The organism is Methanosarcina soligelidi (assembly GCF_000744315.1).
GTDB classification, from domain to species: Archaea; Halobacteriota; Methanosarcinia; order Methanosarcinales; family Methanosarcinaceae; genus Methanosarcina; species Methanosarcina mazei.
This window is the reverse complement of the sequence record NZ_JQLR01000001.1, coordinates 286,864-302,917: the sequence shown is the minus strand read 5'-3', so window position 1 is coordinate 302,917 and position 16,054 is coordinate 286,864. Positions and strand designations below refer to the sequence as shown.

Below are 16,054 nucleotides of genomic sequence, written 5' to 3'. Positions count from 1 at the left end.
CTTTTATGCTAACCGTATTTCCTGTAAAACTCTGAAAATTTGTATAATTCTATATTTATAATATATATTTGCGAAATCTGTTTTGAAGCGTATTTATGAAAAGTATTTATGAAACAATGTTCAGATATTGAAATTAATGATACATTTATCTAAAATTCGTTTTTTATCTTAGCCGTATTTTTTTCTAAAAGTGGAAATTCATAACATCTTTTTTACGGTTTTTTTTTCAATTTATATATTGTGGCTGAACCCTCGTAAACAGGTTCGAAATAGGCTTTATTTTCGAATTTTTTCGTATTTACGTCATATACCTGCCTTTCAAGAGTTCCGATATATACATAGGTTACGTTATATTTTTCTATAAGCTCAATTGCTTCCTCTTCACTGCCCGTTGAATAAATCAGGCTGACGTCTCCTATCCTCTTTTTCACTTCTTCATGGTCTCTTCCCCAGAACCTCTCATGCCTTGCCCATCCTATGACCGCAGGAATCCCCGTGTTTGAAGAGACGCGGCAGGCATAACTGTAGCTGCTGTCATCTTCCGAGGTTTCGAGAATTACAGGCGAGCCTTTGATATTCTCCTGCATCCATCTTATGGCGTTGTAGTCTCCCCTTTCCAGTTCCCGCATGTACTCCATCCCGTCAAGGGAAGGTTCGGCATTCATCTCTTTTATTCTTGTAACGGTCGATACTGCAGGAAAAATGGCGCAGCAGATTATCAGGATCACAAGAATAACTGACCATCCTTTTTTTACAAACTGCTTCAAAGTTTTTCTGTTTCCGGATCTGGCCGCGTAATGGGAATTAAGGTCATAATATGAATAAGCAGCTGAAATAGCAAGAAAGATCCACAGGTGCATATAAAATTTGAAAACCGTGTTCATACGGGCAAACTCCCCGGAAATGGGGTCGTCAAGGAAAATAACCTCGCAGAGGAGAGCGATAAAGCTAGCTGCTGATATCAGGAGATATACAAACCCTGACGCGCTCCGCTCAGGAATATCCTTAAGGAATAGAAGCAGGGAAAAAACAAACACAGGCAAAAGGACTGCAAGCAGGGGAATAGACCATGCTTTTGAAAGCAATGCTGAAACCCCTGCAAGCAGGACAAAAAATACTATTTTCCTTCTGGAGTCCAGGCGGGTGATAAGGAATGAAAATACCAGGAAGAGAAAAAGCCCGAAAAGAATCAGGAATCTATCAGTCTCCGTCCTTAACTCAGGCAGGACGAAATCAAACCCTCCTGCTGCCTGAGGATTAAAATCCAGGTAAAAAAGCAAATAGGGAAGGAAACTGAAAATGGAAATAAAGATCATCGAATTGGAAAATTTTGCAACAGCAGCGAATAAATTTCTATTATGGACATAATCCCCGCAGTAGAATGCAAAAATAACAAGAAATGCCAGACCGAAGTATACAGGAAAGTCCCAGGAGTTGAATGGGAATAAAAAACCCAGAGACATTGAAAACATAAGAAGTGCAAGGCTGTTTTCAAATATTGAGTCCTCATTTTTCCTGAAATGCATATTCAGGAGAAACGCAAGTACAAGAAGCTGAAAAGGGATTGCAAGCATATGGGAGTGAAGGTCGCCGTGTATGAAGCTGAAGTACGGGAATTCGTTTATTGTAAAAGGGATGACTCTTGAGCTGCTCCAGTAGTATCCTCCCAGGGCCTGCTCATGCCTGATGTACACCGATACAAATTCTATGAGCCCCTGCAGGTTTCCAAGAAGCATCCCAAAAACTGCAGTCAATATTCCATACCTGATTTTTCCACGTGTAAGGTTATATCCCATGCCGAAAAATGCGTTCAGGGACAGGGCAAAAGTCAGCGCGACTGCCAGGTTAAAAAGAATGGAAGGTTTTACTGCACTGAGTTTTCCAAATACGGCTACTGAGAGATACCCGAAATAGTAATAAAAATCCATGAGCCCGCCTGCAAACCATGGGTCCTGAGGGGGAAAGGAGCTGGCCCTTATTACTGCATTTAAAAATGCAAAGTCCATGAATTTTTCATGTCTATATATCTCGGGCAGATAAGTGCGTACAAGCAGAAAAAAAAAGAAGCCTGATGCAAATACCAGTTCGTTTACTACAAGAACTTTCCTGCCCGGAAAAAATTTCTGTTTCCTGTAAAGGAAAATGGATACGGAGCAGAGAAGGAAAAATGCAATCAGGACAGCTGTAAAGCTGAAACCCAGTATATACGAAAAAATCCAGGAAAGATAGGTAACAAGCATAATTCCGAGGGCTCTGGCAACAGAATAACCTCCGTCAGCGAGCCGGTTTCCTGCACTTCTTATGAATGGAACCGAAATAAAGCTCAGGGCTTCTATAAGAAAAAACCATATAATTATATGCAGATATTCTGACACTGTCCCCTCCCCCTGCATGTAAAAAGAAGCCTTTCAGTTGAAGCCCACCTTCAGTTTACTGGCAAATTCAGTTCTTATTTCTGCTTTATTCTGAAGCCCCAAACTTCAAATCTGAAGTACTCTTTTCAAGACATGGTTGTTATAACGTACCCACTTCAAATTACATCGTTGAAAATTTCATTTAATTGCGGTACTGGCATATTTTCCGTATGTGCATTCTGCAAAATCACATTCCTGAGCTTTTCTGTAAAAAACGTATCTGGAGCCCCCAAACTTATCCAGTATAGTATTTACGAGCCGGTATAGCCTCAGGATATCCCTTAAAATGTCCTCACAAATCTCGTTTTCATTTTTTTAAATCCATAAGGACCTGCATATATTGATAATATATATTTTGTTAATATACTTATCTTTCCGTAAAGGGAACTTGTTTTTCTTTTCCTTCCTGTATTATTCTTTAAAATTATCTTTAAAATTATTTGAACAAATTTGCAACGAATTTACTGCGGTATTTGTTATCTTAAAATAGGCCTTTGTAAATAATGGTAGCCATGAAAATGCAGATTAATGGAAAAGCGGCAGGATCATGTGGTGGCGAGTGCTTTGACGTTAGAAATCCTGCAACAGGCGAACTTCTTGAGCAGGTTCCGAGAGGCACGGAAGAGGATGTTGCCCTTGCGGTAGAAGCCGCTTTATCAGCTTTTGAAGGCTGGGCTTCTATCTCTCCACAGCAGAGAGGCATGGTTTTTTACAGGGCTGCCGGGCTTGTAAGGCAGAGGAAGGAGGAGCTTGCTGCCCTGCTTACACAGGAACAGGGGAAGCCTCTTGCAGAAGCCAGAAACGAACTGGAAGGCTTCTCGCATGTGCTTGAATACTACTGCGGGCTTGCAGGCAGTTTGAGGGGAGACTTTATCCCTGTTAAGGGAAACGGTTATTCTTTTACCGTAAAAAAACCTCTGGGTGTATGTACAGCCATCATCCCCTGGAACATGCCTGCCCTGATTATGGGGTGGAAAATTGCACCTGCCCTTATTTCAGGCAACACTTTTGTGCTAAAACCTGCAAGCAGCACTCCCCTCACAAACCTCACCCTGGCTTCTATCCTGAATGAAGCCGGTCTTCCAGCAGGAGTCCTGAATGTTGTCACAGGCTCTGGAGAGATTGCAGGAGAAAGCCTTGTCCGCAGCCCTGATATAAGAAAAATTTCTTTTACAGGGGAATCCGGGACAGGAAAAAGGATATCCGAGCTTGCAGCCAGCGGGATGAAAAGGGTTACTCTTGAGCTGGGCGGAAGCGACCCCATGATTGTATGTGATGATGCCAATCTCGAAAGTGCAGTTGCAGGAGCCATCAGGGGAAGATTTTACAATTGCGGCCAGACCTGTACTGCTGTCAAAAGGCTGTATGTTTTTGAATCCGTTGCCAGGGAGTTCATAAGAAAACTTGAAAAAGGAGTTAAGAAGTTAAAAGTCGGAAACGGACTGGATAAGGATACGGATATGGGGCCTCTCAATAACCGCAGACAGTTTGAATACATAAAAGAGCTGGTAGCAGAAATTGAGGAGAAGGATGAAGGAAGAATAATTGCAGGAGGAAAAGCCCCTTCATTCAAAGGCATGGATAAAGGATACTTCTTTGAGCCCACTCTCGTTTCAGATGTCCCAGGAGATTCCAGGCTCCTTAAGGAGGAGGTTTTCGGACCTTTGCTGCCCATAGTTACAGTAAGGGACCTTGATGAGGCTATAGAAGAGGCGAACCGGAGCATTTACGGTCTTGGAGCATCCATCTGGACAAAAGACCTGGACAGGATAAGGATGGGATGCGAGCAGTTGAATGCAGGAATTATATGGGTTAACCAGCACCTTAAGGTAGCCCCGGAAGTTCCTTTCGGAGGAGTTAAAGAGAGCGGGTTTGGAAGAGAAAACGGGCCTGACATCCTTTCCGAATACCTCGAAACCAGGACCATAATGTTAAAAACCTGAATTTAATAACACGGAAACCGGTAAACAGAATTTGTAAAATCGGGTTTTTAATGCTGATCTGTCTGGAAGGAAAAATAAAGATTTAAATAAAGGTTTTCGATGAGCCTTGATCAGCCGGCTCACCGAGCTTCTTCATTATACCGATTTTAACTTCCTCATCTTATTTTTTGTACTTGGGAAGGAGCTGCATGAATTCTGAAGCTTCCATTACGGGGACGCTGTCAATCACGCAGATATCAGACCAGGGCAGGTTGAATGCTCCGTAAGCTTCGGCACTTTCTGCTTCGTAGAGAATGTAATAGCGGTTTCCGGAAAGGTCAACCCACTGGTTGATTATATCAATTCCTTCGGGAACTTCCAGTTTCTTGAAGTGCTCAAGAATCTTGTCGCGATTCGAAGGGTCCCAGGTACTAACGTCCATGAATAACATCTTTTACCACTCCTCATATTTTTTTACGCCGCCCATACCCCTTCCCGGAAGCTTGGCAGCTTCTATTTAGCATCCGGGTTATTTTTTGGAAATTCAGCCTTAAAATAAATTTTTTCTTATTTTTCTTTCATGTTATGGCTGTGTACTCCCAAAAAGCCGGTTCACGGCAGAAATTCAGAACATTTTTTGTTTTTCTGCCTCCCCTCGCTTTGGCACTCTCAATTCCCCGTGGGTGACAAATTAGGCAAGGCAGGCAGCCTTGCAGAAGAGATTCTGCAGGCACAGACATTATAATATCATCACTTAGGATATATAATAGTTCGTCCGAAAGGATTGTTTTGAGTTAAACGTCCTTATTTATATATTCAACTTTATTTTTTAAATTTTATATTTACTTTTGAATAGCCCCCGGCAATTAGCTTATATTATTCGATATAACCGAAATATTTTTCCAGTTATTTTACTTCTCATCGTATCCTGTCTTTTCTTTTTCTTTCCTCAATAACTCCACTGATTGAAATCCTGCTTTTACCGAGCCGTTCATGCTCCTTTCCGGGTAATTGCTTGAGGAAAACATGCCTGCAAGGTAGAGCCCTGAAGGACCTGCAGCAAAAGGAAGCACCTTTCCCAGATAACCCTGTTCGTATACTGGAGCAGTATCCATCCTGCGGTACAGCCTTGTCCAGCGCACATCTTTTCTTGAGAATTTGGGAAACATTTTTTCAAGCCCTTTTAAATAGGAATCTATAACATCTGTGTCTTTTTGCGTCCAGAGGGGGCTTTTTCTGTCCTGGAAATAGGACGTTACATACACAAGGTTTTCTCCGTAATCGTCAAAAGGCAAAAAATTAGTGTGCTCGATTACGGCTCCAAAGGGCACATCTGCTTTTATGTTCAGCCAGTAATTTCCGTCTTCCATAAGGCTCCTGTCAAGCCCTATCAGAGCACATGCAGTCCCCTGATAACGGATACTCTTGAGGGTTTCGTGAAGGTCTCCCAGTTTGCCTCCGGTAATCGCATCAAGCACCGCTGGTTCTGCAGTCGAGATCACTGCGTCGCAGGGTATGAAATCCCCGTTAACCTTCACGCCCTGCACTGCGCTGTCTTTTATCACGATCTCTGTTACTTCCCTGTCTGTTCTGATTTCCCCTCCGTTTGCTGTTATCTCCCCTACCAGGGCTTCTATAAGGGAGTTAAACCCTCCTCTCATGTAACCCAGTTTCTCTCCTTCTGCTCCCCTGTCCGACCTTATTTTTACCCTTCCGATTACCCAGGCAGCTGAAACATTTTCTGCATTATCCCCGAATTTGCTTTTCATCAGGGGAGCAAAAAAATTCTCGTACACGGATTTCCCTGCAGTATCAAGAATCCACTCTTTTGCTTTTATCCTGTCATAGGGAGCCGTGTCTTTTATCAGCCTTATCCTCAGGACCAGCATGCCCAGTTTTGCCAGGTCAAGAACGGAAAGGGGGCTGAAGTGTAAGATCTCAACAGGAGTATTCATTGGATAATTTTTACCGTCTACGAAATAGGCGTTTTTTCCTTTAAGCCACAGCATTTGCTTTTCAAGCCCGAGTTCTTTTATAAGGGCGAGGAGTTCGGAATCACTCCTGAATATATGGTGGTAATATTTTTCGATAAAGTATTTTTTTCCTTCATTCTCAACAGAGTAACTTGCAGACATCCCCCCAATATCAGGATCTTTTTCAAAAATTATTACTTCATCAGATCTACAGAGCCTGTAACCAGCAGACAAACCGGCAAGTCCGCTTCCGATTATCACTATTTTCATGTTTATTTTTTCCTTCTATTCATTAAATTTTTAAACTAATTTTGATGGTTGATTTTTATGATTATAAAACTCCCGCATACAAAAATAGATGGATTCTGTGTATCAAATAGATGGATTCTGAGTATTATCTTCTCGTAGAGTGATTTTCTAGAATGACAGCTTCTTAAAAGCTATTTTGTATATTGCTCTGTCTAACCGATATATATACGTTAAACTAATTTATATCATAGTACACGACATATTGAATTCGGTGTTATCCCGTTTTTAATTAAACGAGGTCCAGGGTTGTACTACGATCAGGATATCAGCTCGGTTTTTGGGGAACTGAGGACATCAGTAAAGGGGCTGAGCCCCGAAGATGCCGAAAAGAGACTGGAAGAATACGGAAAAAACGAGCTTAAAGAAAAAGAAAAAGTCTCTGTTTTCAGGCTCTTTCTCTCGCAATTTAAAAGCATTTTAATTCTCATCCTTGTAATTGCTGCCATCGTTTCGGCTCTTCTTGGCGAAGCCATTGATGCTGCTGTGATTTTATTTACCGTTTTTCTTGCCGGAATCCTCGGTTTTGCACAGGAGTATAGGGCTGAAAAGGCAATCGAGCTCCTTAAATCTCTTACATCCCCGGAAGCAACTGTAGTACGAAATGGCAGTGAAAAAAAAATCCCCTCAACCTATCTGGTTCCCGGAGACATTATTTTGCTCCAGACCGGGGACCGTATTCCTGCAGATGCCAGGATAATTGAAGAGTTTAACCTCAAAGTCGATGAATCCTCCCTTACCGGGGAATCCGTACCTGTCCAGAAGGTTACCGATGCCCTGCCGGCAGGCACCTCCGAGGCTGACAGGAATAACATGGTCTATGCAGGGACTGCGGTTGCTTATGGGAGAGGGAAAGCCGTTATTACGGCAACAGGCATGAAAACCTCTTTTGGAGAACTTGCTGGGCTTCTGGGGACAATAGAAAGGTCAAGGACTCCTCTCCAGGAAAGCCTTGACAAATTCGGCAGGTGGATCGGCGGGGCGACCATAGTAATCGTAGCTTTTGTTGCAGTTCTGGGCGTTTTTTTAGGCTTTCCACCTCTTGATATGTTTCTCTGGGGTGTTGCGCTTGCAGTTGCCGCCATACCTGAAGCTCTGCCTGCGGTTGTCACTGTGGGGCTCGGGCTTGGAGTAAGGCGCATGGTCAAAAGGCATGCCCTTGTAAGAAAACTTCCTTCCGTAGAAACCCTGGGTGCTACCAATGTCATATGTTCGGATAAAACCGGCACGCTTACTCAGAATAAAATGACAGTTGAGAGGATTTATGTTGACGGGCAGATTCTCAGGGTTACGGGAGGCGGATATGACCCGGATGGGAAATTCCTGAAAGGAGATTCGGAGAAAGAAGACCCTGAGGTCTCCGGGGACGATATTCACCTCCGGGTCCTGCTGCTCTCGGCTGCTTTATGTAACGATTCAAACCTCTATAAAGAAGAAGACGGGTGGAAAATCAGGGGAGACCCGACAGAAGCAGCTCTTGTGGTCGCTGCGGCAAAGGCTGGTTTTGAAAAATCCGAACTTGACAGTAAATATCCCAGGCTTGCGGAAATTCCTTTTTCTTCCGAAAGCAAGAGAATGACCACTTTTAATAAACTGGATGATTTTCCCGGGGATGTACTTGATTCCGAACTGGTAGCTTTTTCGAAAGGGGCTCCTGAGGTTATTCTCGGTTCATGTACGAAGATTTTCCTTGACGGCGAAATAAAAACTTTAACCCATGGGCAGAAGCAGGAGATCTTAGAGGAAGTAAAAGAGCTTGCTGACCAGGCTCTGAGAGTCATGGCTTTTTCTTTCCGCCCGTTTGAAGAGGGATTCTCTCCCGAAAAAATCTCTTCCGGGAAAATCCCTGTGGAACGGGCCGAAGAAGATATGGTTTTTTCAGGTTTAACTGGCATGAGAGACCCTCCCAGAGAAGAGGTAAAGGCTGCGATCAGAACCTGCGAGGATGCCGGAATCAAGACCGTGATGATAACCGGGGACCATAAGGTTACAGCGGCTGCAATCGCCCGGGAACTCGGTATTCTGAAAGAGAACGACCTGACACTTACAGGTTCGGAACTTGACAGCCTTGAAGAAAAAGAATTTGAGGACAGGGTTGAGAGGGTCTCGGTTTATGCACGTGTCTACCCTGCCCACAAATTGAGGGTTGTGGAAGCCCTTAAAAAGAAAGGCTATGTTGTGGCAATGACAGGTGACGGGGTAAACGATGCCCCTGCCCTTAAAGCTGCGGACATGGGCATAGCCATGGGTATCACGGGCACGGACGTCAGTAAAGAAGCTTCAAGCATGATCCTTACTGATGATAATTTTGCGTCAATCGTCTCGGCAGTTGAAGAAGGCCGGAATATCTTTAAAAATATTAGAAACTTCATCACATACGGGCTTACCTGCCACATAGGGGAGGTACTGATCGTTCTCATAGCAATCCTGGGCTGGCAGATACTTCCTCTTATGGCTGTACAGATCCTGTGGATTAACCTCATTACAGACGGGCTTCCTCCTATGGCTCTTTCAGTTGAGCCTCCTGATAGGGGGCTTATGAGGCAGAAGCCCAGGAACGTTGAAGAAGGGCTTATTACACGCCGTGAGATAACTGCCGGGCTCGGAATAGGGACCCTTGTTACTTTGCAGGCACTGATAGTTTTAGTCTGGTCTCTGGAGAGTGGCTTTTCCCTTTCCAAACTGCAGACAATGGTCTTTACACTTGTAGTATTTTCAGAGATGTTTAATGCCTTCAACTGGCGGTCTGACAGGTATTCGGTCTTTTCTCTGGGGCTGTTTACAAACAAAGCCCTGATTTACGCAGTCCTTACCACGGTGGTCCTGCAGTTGATGGTTATTTATGTCCCGTTCCTTCAACTTGCTTTCAGTACAGTTCCCCTTTCCCTTCCGGAATGGGGGATCATACTCGCTTTAGCCTCCACCACCCTCATTTCCATGGAAATTGTAAAGCACATAAATAACGGGAAAAGGGCTGATTAACGTAAATAATGGGGAAAAGTCTGATTAGCATAAATAATGGGGAAAAGTCTGATTAGCATAAATAGTGGGGAAAAGTCTGATTAAAGGGAACCTTATAAGCGGTGCAGGGGTATTTTTTCGCGCCCTATTCTTAAAACTCATGCTCCTGCTCTTTTCAACTTCCTGGTTGTTTACTCTTATCCAACCTTTAATTCATTGCCTGTTTTGTTTTTTCTTTCTGCCTGGATCGCAAATTTCAAAGCCGAAGGTGAAATCAGAATGGACACAATAACCATAAACACCATGGCTGAGAATATTTCTTCGCCTATAATTCCGATCCCTCTTCCTATTGTCAGCATTACAAGCTCTATTCCTGCCCTGGGCATGACCCCTGCCCCAAATGCGAGGCTTTCGCAAAAATTGAACCCTATGGCTTTTGACCCTATGAATCCCCCTATCAGCTTTCCTGAGAGGGCCAGGAGGGTGACCACAGGGACGAAAATACCTGCTTTTACCAGGGCGTAAAGATCAATTGAATATCCTATGAACGCGAAAAAAAGTGGGATTAAAATCCCGTAAGCCAGTCCCTCTACTTTGCTCTGCACGTCAGGAATCTTTGCAAGGGGAATTTCAGAAATTAACATCCCTCCTATGAATGCTCCTATTGTTGCATGAAGCTCAAATAACTCTGCAAGATAGGAAGAAAAAAGGGCTGTCATAACCACAAGGGAAAATACTGCTTCTTTTGCGTGCATTTTCTGGGCATGGACAAAAAGCCTGGGAAAGAAATATTTTCCGAGGATGTACATAATCAGCAGGAAAAGCAGGATCTTTCCTGAGATTGTAAGAACTGCCAGGGCAGAAGGTGCGCGGTTAAAACGGGCAAAGGTAACAATCAGGGAGAGAAGGGATATTGCTATAATATCGTCCAGAACCGCCGAAGAAAGCATTACTATGCCAGGTCTGCTGGACAGGTAGTTAAGGTCTATAAGAATTCTGATAACCACTCCTATGGCTGTCGGGCTGAGAGCAACCGCCATAAAAAGGCTTTGAAGAAATGTAAAATTAAAGATTTTCCCAAGCATGAACCCGAATGCAAAGGCAAAAACCAGCTGGGTGAGAGTAGGGATAAAGGCGACCAGTACTGCGGGTTTCAGGTCTCTCAGGCTCACTTCTTTATATCCTGCGGTAAAAAGCAGGAAAATGGACCCTAGCTGAGCAAAAAAAGTTATTATCCCGGTTTCCACGTCCAGAATAAGTGCTCCAAACAGGATCCCTGTCAGAATTTCTCCCATAACTGAGGGGACTCCGGCCCTTTCTGCTATCTCCCCAAAAAATTTCACGCTGAAAATGAGAAACAGTACCTGAAACAGAGCACTTATTGCTTTACCCCCCGGTTCTTATTTACACGTTTGTTTTTATTTTTTAATTTCCTTTTACAACCTCTTTTTAATTTCCTTTTATACCCTCTTTTTAAATTTTCTTTTATAACCTCTTTTTAAATTCCTTTTTACAGCTCCTTTTTAAATTTTGCTTTATTGCCCATCTTTTTCTTAAGAATTCTTTTTCATGCCTCCATTTTTCTCCGTCTGCATATCTCTTTCACAAGGTCTCTTTTTGATATGATCCCCACGAGTTTTCCATTCTCGCTCACATAAACGCGGTCAAACCTGTTTTTCATCATAAGGTCAGAAACATCTTTCAACGTGGAATTTAATGAGATTGTCACAGGGTGCGTAATCATAATTTCTTTTGCGTTTTCTCCGAGTGACCTTCTGGCTGCAAGGGGCGTATATTTAGCTCTGGGCATCAGGCATAAAAGCAGGATCTCAAGAACAGTGTCAAGGTCGATAACCCCTGCGAGCTCTCCTTTTTTGTTAACTACGGGCAGGGTATGGTAGGGATTTTTTGCAAAAAGTGAAAAAACTTCTTCAACAGGTGCGTCTTCATTTACCGTTACAAGGTCCCGGGTCATAAGCTCTTCAATAGTCATCCAGAGGCAGCCTTCGGATCCCCTGACAATTGATTCAAAAAACGCCTCTGCTTCCCCGGGATAATCCTTCTGAGAGGGCTCCTTCACAGGTTCAGAAAATTCTTCTTCTTTTCTGGAGTTTTTCTCCGTTTCTGCATTATCATCTTTTTTCCCGGAGGTTTTTTTCTGCATAAAGCTCTCTGCCAGAATGATATCCCCTCCACGGCTATTTTTATACCTTCCTTACTGTTTTCCAATCTATAGTATCCACTACTATTTGTTTCTGGATTTATATAAAAAAACAGGAATCTCAGTTTCACTGTAGAGAATGGGTTATCTGATTTTTTCAAATTTGTTGCTGTTCAAGTTTGTTGTTATAATAAAGGGTGAAATCCCTTCCAGGGCGCAGGGTGAAATTGTAGGAAGAATATTCTTCTTCTGAAAGTTCCCTGTACATATCACAGGATATGGGGACGATTATAGCATCGTATTTGCTGCTCGACGGCGGTTTTGAAGAGTATGCCGCTCTTTCATAGTCCCGCAGGTACCAGGGAAGGGGCCAGTAGAGCTGATACTGGTCAATCACGTAAATTCTAAGGGTATCAGGGCTTTCATCGAATCCCTCTATCTTCTCCATCAGTGTCCTGATATCAGGAGATGCCTGCGTGTATGTTATCAGTTCCTCGTCTTCCATACTTCTATAATAATTTACCGAGATGCACTGGCTAATGAAGACAAGCAGAGTAAGCACAAGAATTACTGCAAGTAGAGCGCGGATTTTACCGGAGTAATCAGGCTGTTTCGGCTGTCCGTCTTTATTCTTTTTAGAAAATACTTCTCCAAGAAAGGCTCCCGCAAGAAGTCCGAAAGGCAAAACTATGTGAACGACAAGCCAGGGGACTTTTTCCTGGAGATATGAATAGAGCAGCAGGCTTGTAAGCGCCCAGTAGCAGAGGAAAAGGAAAAATGAATAATTCTGCCCTTTATTTCTTACTCTATTAAACAGGAAATAAAAAAAGCCAGCAGCCCCAAAGAGTACAACCGGAATCTCATATCTGAGGAGAATAGGGATATAATAGTAAAAGGGACCTCCAATCCTCTCTATACTGTGCATTTCCATCCAGTGATTAAAGGCCCTTTCCACGATTGAAAAAAGAGATACATCGTACCTGAAAGCACTGGAGTAAAAAAACATTATAATAAAAACAGAGAGTGCCCCTGAAAGGATGATCTCAGGAAGGTAGGGCAAAAGAGCCGAAGTCTTACTGCGAAGGGTTTCCTTTAATCCCATATTCTCTTTTTTCCAGTCTGAACAAATCCAGTAAAGAAAGCCCAATCCGGCATAAGCCCCGAAGACAGCAAGAATTATGTAAGCATTCTCTTTTGATGACACTGCAACGGCAAGAGACGAAGCCGCCAGGACGAGGTAAGGGTACCGCTTTAAGCTGTGTATGCTGTCAAGATATCGGAATGCGCCTGTCACTGCGGCCAGGGTGCAGAATATAATTATCATATCATTTCTGAAGAACCTGGAAAAATACACCATACTCGGAGAAAAAGCAAGCAGAAACATCGACCAGAGAACACCGTTCTTTCCCAGTTCTTTTTTCAGCAAAAAAAGTAAAAGGATTGTTGCAACTCCGAACAGGACCGGGACAAGACGGGATGTCGTGTCAGTTATTCCGAGAAAATGAAAAACAGCTGCAGTAGAATGGAATAGGAAAGGGCCGTGGTAGGCTGGATCGTAACTGTATTCCCCGTGTTCAAGAAGTTTGAGGGTAAAACTGGCATGTATGCTTTCATCGTGGTGGAGAACCCTCTCTCCCAGCTCGAATAATCTGAAGGCAAGGGCAAAAAACACAATCATAAGCCCGTAAAGCCAGTATTTTTTATCCGGAACCTCCGAATTTGTGTTTTCATAACCTGGAATTTTCTGCATTGTTTCCCGAACCTTCCGGTAATGGATGCTTCTTATAAGGCATAGGTATATTTAAGGAGTAGGATGAAATAGTCTTCCTCATGGCTGAAGTAAAAGTTAAGTTATTTGCAAATCTGCGTGAGGCAGCAGGCACACCGGAACTCCTGCTTTCCGGAGAAAAAGTTATTGATGTCCTTTTGTCTCTTACAGAAAAACATCCCGCTTTAAAGGAACTCATTTTTGAAAAGAACGATGGAGAAGATGAAAGCCCGGTTCTTTGCGCTTCCATTAACGTCCTGATAAACGGGAATAATGTCAGGCACCTTGAAGGGCTTGACACTGACCTTAAAGATTCGGATGAAATTGGGGTTCTTCCTCCTGTCTCCGGAGGATAAGTTTTCAGGGGGGCCAGGATTATGGGCAGGATATTCAAAGAACGTACTTGCGTTGACGAGGCTTTGGAGCTTTTCTTTGAGAGCTTTTCTTCTCTGAGTCACACTGAAGAAGTACCGCTTGAAGCCTGTACGGGCAGGGTACTTGCAGAGCCTGTAATTTCCGGAAGGGATGTCCCTCACTACAGGCGCGCTGCAATGGATGGATATGCTGTCAGGTCATCTGATACTTCGGGAGCTTCTCCTTCAAATCCTGTGTTTTTGCAGCTTTCGGATTGCGTAGAGGAAGGAACTGCTATGTGGGTTCATACGGGAGCTGTTCTGCCTGAAGGGGCTGATGCTGTTGTGGTGGTTGAGGACACCGTTACAGCCGGAAACATGGTTGAAATCAGGGCTCAGGTCCATCCGGGAAAGAATGTGGGACAGGCTGGAGAGGATATCAAAAAAGAAAATCTGGTTTTTAAGGAAGGTCACCTCCTTCGCCCCTGTGATGCTGCAGTTCTTGCCTCTCTCGGACTGGATATGGCGAAGGTTTTCAGAAAACCTGTGGTTGTGGTCATCCCTACAGGAGATGAACTGGTAAGCCGTGAAAAGGCCGGGCAAGTTCCTCCCCCCGGAATGGTGCTCGAAACGAACGGGCTTATGACTGCTCTTTATGTGGAAAAGTGGGGTGGAGTTCCCAGACATACAGGTATCGTGCCTGACCGTCCTGAGAGTATAAAAGAAGCCATAGAGGCAAACCTTGACGCTGACATGATTCTCCTGTCCGGCGGGACTTCGGTCGGCAAAAGAGACCATGCTCCCGAAGTTGTGGAATCTCTGGGAAAACTGCTTGTCCATGGGGTGGCGGTCAGTCCTGGAAAGCCAGCAGCGCTTGGGGTTATAGGTAAAACTCCTGTGGTTTGCCTTCCAGGCTACCCGGTTGCTGGGCTTGTTGCCCTGTATTTCTTTGTCCGTCCCGGGATAAGGAAGCTTGGATCAATACCCAAAGTGCCGGAATTTGTCTTTAGAAGGCGGCTGGCTGCAAAAATAAGTTCTAAAATAGGTTATGTCAATTTTGTCCGGGTTGTTTTTGAAGGGGATAAAATACGCCCTCTTACTGGAAAGGCAGGAGTTCTGAGCTCGGTTGCAAAGGCTGACGGTTACGTGCTGGTGCCTGAAAATATAGAAGGTTATGAAGAGGGGCAGGAAGTTGATGTTTTTTTAATTGAGTGAAAAAAACATCAATAAGCAGCTATGGCTTACTTCCTCCACTTTTCTCTTCTTTTAAAATAAATAGTATTTTATACTTGTAGGAGGTAATAGGAAAGAATTAACCGTCCTTTATTCCAATTTTTTAATAAAAGTGAAAACATGCCCTCCCCTGACAAAGAAATGGATAAAGTTTTATTAATAGGACTCGGCGGCTTTCTGGGAGCCGTTTGCCGATTTTTGATCTGTGAGCATGTGGATGGGCAGCTTGGCATCCTTTCTGTAAATGTACTCGGGAGTTTTATGCTGGGTATGATAATGTATGATGCTGAGTACCTGAGCTTCATAGGTCCTAAAGGAAGACTGGCATTTGGGACCGGTTTCATAGGGGCGTTCACAACCTTCTCGACGTTTGCAGTCCAGTCTTTCAGTATGGCTTTTCTTCCTGCCCTTGGAAATATCAGCGCCAACCTATTTCTTACCCTTACAGGTGTATTCTTTGGCAGGAGCTTTATAAAAGCTCTCTCAAGCAGGGAGATTTGATCCATGCTTCCTGCGGCAAACATCGGAGATCTTTTTTTGATAGGCACGGGCGGTTTTATAGGGGCGTCTCTTCGCTATACTATTTCAAGCCGAATGCCAAAAATCCGGAGTATCCCGGCAGGAACCCTTACAGTAAATTTTCTGGGAAGCATTGTGCTTTCCCTTCTTACTTTTTCCTCTGAGCCCGAGTCCGTGGTCTATCTGGTAAATATAGGGATTCTCGGCTCCTTCACGACCTTCTCAACCTTTGCTTACGAAACCTTCAAGCTACTGGAAGACGGACAGAACGTTTCATTTTTTCTGAATATTTTCCTCAATGTTATCCTCTGTCTTCTGGGAGTAGGCATCGCATACTTTGCTCTCAGGCTTTGATTTTGAATTTTTAAAGCGTCAGCTTTTGAGAGCAGGAATCCAAAACTCCATATCGAGAATCAAAAAAGCTATTTTTAATCAAAAATATCA

The 16,054-nt window shown here is 43.6% G+C and carries 13 protein-coding genes; 6 read left to right on the top strand and 7 right to left on the bottom strand.

All coding sequences use genetic code 11. The features are described from left to right. Positions 1-212: 212 nt before the first annotated feature. A complete protein-coding gene (locus M886_RS01395; protein ID WP_048051609.1) occupies positions 213-2,375 on the bottom strand; it encodes a DUF2298 domain-containing protein in 2,163 nt (720 codons plus the stop codon). Positions 2,376-2,917: 542 nt separating this feature from the next. Between M886_RS01395 and M886_RS01390 the strand changes: the two genes are divergently transcribed. Next, a complete protein-coding gene (locus M886_RS01390; protein ID WP_048038955.1) occupies positions 2,918-4,357 on the top strand; it encodes an aldehyde dehydrogenase family protein in 1,440 nt (479 codons plus the stop codon). Positions 4,358-4,517: 160 nt separating this feature from the next. Here M886_RS01390 and M886_RS01385 read toward each other — a convergent pair whose 3' ends face one another. After that, positions 4,518-4,787, bottom strand: a complete 270-nt coding sequence (locus M886_RS01385) for a DUF3303 domain-containing protein (RefSeq protein ID WP_011032787.1) — start codon at positions 4,785-4,787, stop codon at positions 4,518-4,520. 460 nt (positions 4,788-5,247) lie between these two features. Next, on the bottom strand, positions 5,248-6,579 hold the full coding sequence (locus tag M886_RS01380; RefSeq protein WP_048050516.1) for an NAD(P)/FAD-dependent oxidoreductase: 1,332 nt from the start codon (positions 6,577-6,579) through the stop codon (positions 5,248-5,250). 285 nt (positions 6,580-6,864) lie between these two features. Here M886_RS01380 and M886_RS01375 point away from each other — a divergent pair, with 285 nt between their 5' ends. After that, a complete protein-coding gene (locus M886_RS01375; protein WP_048050515.1) occupies positions 6,865-9,597 on the top strand; it encodes a calcium-translocating P-type ATPase, SERCA-type in 2,733 nt (910 codons plus the stop codon). Between the two features lie 176 nt (positions 9,598-9,773). On the opposite strand, the gene M886_RS01370 is transcribed toward M886_RS01375, so the two are convergent. The 4 genes from M886_RS01370 to M886_RS01360 form a co-directional block, all read right to left on the bottom strand. Continuing rightward, positions 9,774-10,919, bottom strand: a complete 1,146-nt coding sequence (locus tag M886_RS01370) for a cation:proton antiporter (protein WP_084685028.1) — start codon at positions 10,917-10,919, stop codon at positions 9,774-9,776. Between the two features lie 224 nt (positions 10,920-11,143). Beyond that, positions 11,144-11,656, bottom strand: coding sequence for a CBS domain-containing protein (locus tag M886_RS01365; protein ID WP_235203843.1), 513 nt, complete (start codon positions 11,654-11,656; stop codon positions 11,144-11,146). Beyond that, positions 11,653-11,868: a hypothetical protein gene (locus tag M886_RS18820; RefSeq protein ID WP_235203842.1), complete on the bottom strand. Its 216-nt coding sequence runs from the start codon at positions 11,866-11,868 to the stop codon at positions 11,653-11,655. Before M886_RS18820 ends, M886_RS01365 begins: the two co-directional genes overlap by 4 nt. A gap of 26 nt (positions 11,869-11,894) precedes the next feature. Next, positions 11,895-13,487 carry a flippase activity-associated protein Agl23 gene (locus tag M886_RS01360; RefSeq protein WP_048050512.1) on the bottom strand — a complete coding sequence of 531 codons (1,593 nt, stop codon included), beginning with the start codon at positions 13,485-13,487 and terminating at the stop codon, positions 11,895-11,897. 80 nt (positions 13,488-13,567) lie between these two features. Here M886_RS01360 and M886_RS01355 point away from each other — a divergent pair, with 80 nt between their 5' ends. From M886_RS01355 to crcB (M886_RS01340), 4 genes are all read left to right on the top strand, one after another. After that, positions 13,568-13,861: a ubiquitin-like small modifier protein 1 gene (locus M886_RS01355; protein WP_011032781.1), complete on the top strand. Its 294-nt coding sequence runs from the start codon at positions 13,568-13,570 to the stop codon at positions 13,859-13,861. A 21-nt stretch (positions 13,862-13,882) separates the two neighbouring features. After that, positions 13,883-15,073, top strand: coding sequence for a molybdopterin molybdotransferase MoeA (locus M886_RS01350; protein ID WP_048050511.1), 1,191 nt, complete (start codon positions 13,883-13,885; stop codon positions 15,071-15,073). 138 nt (positions 15,074-15,211) lie between these two features. After that, positions 15,212-15,592 (top strand): fluoride efflux transporter CrcB, encoded by a 381-nt coding sequence (crcB, locus tag M886_RS01345; protein WP_011032779.1) that lies wholly within the window; start codon positions 15,212-15,214, stop codon positions 15,590-15,592. Positions 15,593-15,595: 3 nt separating this feature from the next. Further along, positions 15,596-15,964: a fluoride efflux transporter CrcB gene (gene crcB, locus M886_RS01340; RefSeq protein ID WP_011032778.1), complete on the top strand. Its 369-nt coding sequence runs from the start codon at positions 15,596-15,598 to the stop codon at positions 15,962-15,964. The last annotated feature ends 90 nt before the right edge of the window (positions 15,965-16,054 follow it).

Excerpts from the sequence above, each read along its gene's own strand:
- M886_RS01390 (WP_048038955.1), top strand. The coding sequence starts at position 2,918 with ATGGTAGCCATGAAAATGCAGATTAATGGAAAAGCGGCAGGATCATGT.
- crcB (WP_011032779.1), top strand. The coding sequence starts at position 15,212 with ATGCCCTCCCCTGACAAAGAAATGGATAAAGTTTTATTAATAGGACTC.
- M886_RS01350 (WP_048050511.1), top strand. The coding sequence starts at position 13,883 with ATGGGCAGGATATTCAAAGAACGTACTTGCGTTGACGAGGCTTTGGAG.
- M886_RS01360 (WP_048050512.1), bottom strand. The coding sequence starts at position 13,487 with ATGCAGAAAATTCCAGGTTATGAAAACACAAATTCGGAGGTTCCGGAT.
- crcB (WP_011032778.1), top strand. The coding sequence starts at position 15,596 with ATGCTTCCTGCGGCAAACATCGGAGATCTTTTTTTGATAGGCACGGGC.
- M886_RS01380 (WP_048050516.1), bottom strand. The coding sequence starts at position 6,579 with ATGAAAATAGTGATAATCGGAAGCGGACTTGCCGGTTTGTCTGCTGGT.
- M886_RS01355 (WP_011032781.1), top strand. The coding sequence starts at position 13,568 with ATGGCTGAAGTAAAAGTTAAGTTATTTGCAAATCTGCGTGAGGCAGCA.
- M886_RS01385 (WP_011032787.1), bottom strand. The coding sequence starts at position 4,787 with ATGTTATTCATGGACGTTAGTACCTGGGACCCTTCGAATCGCGACAAG.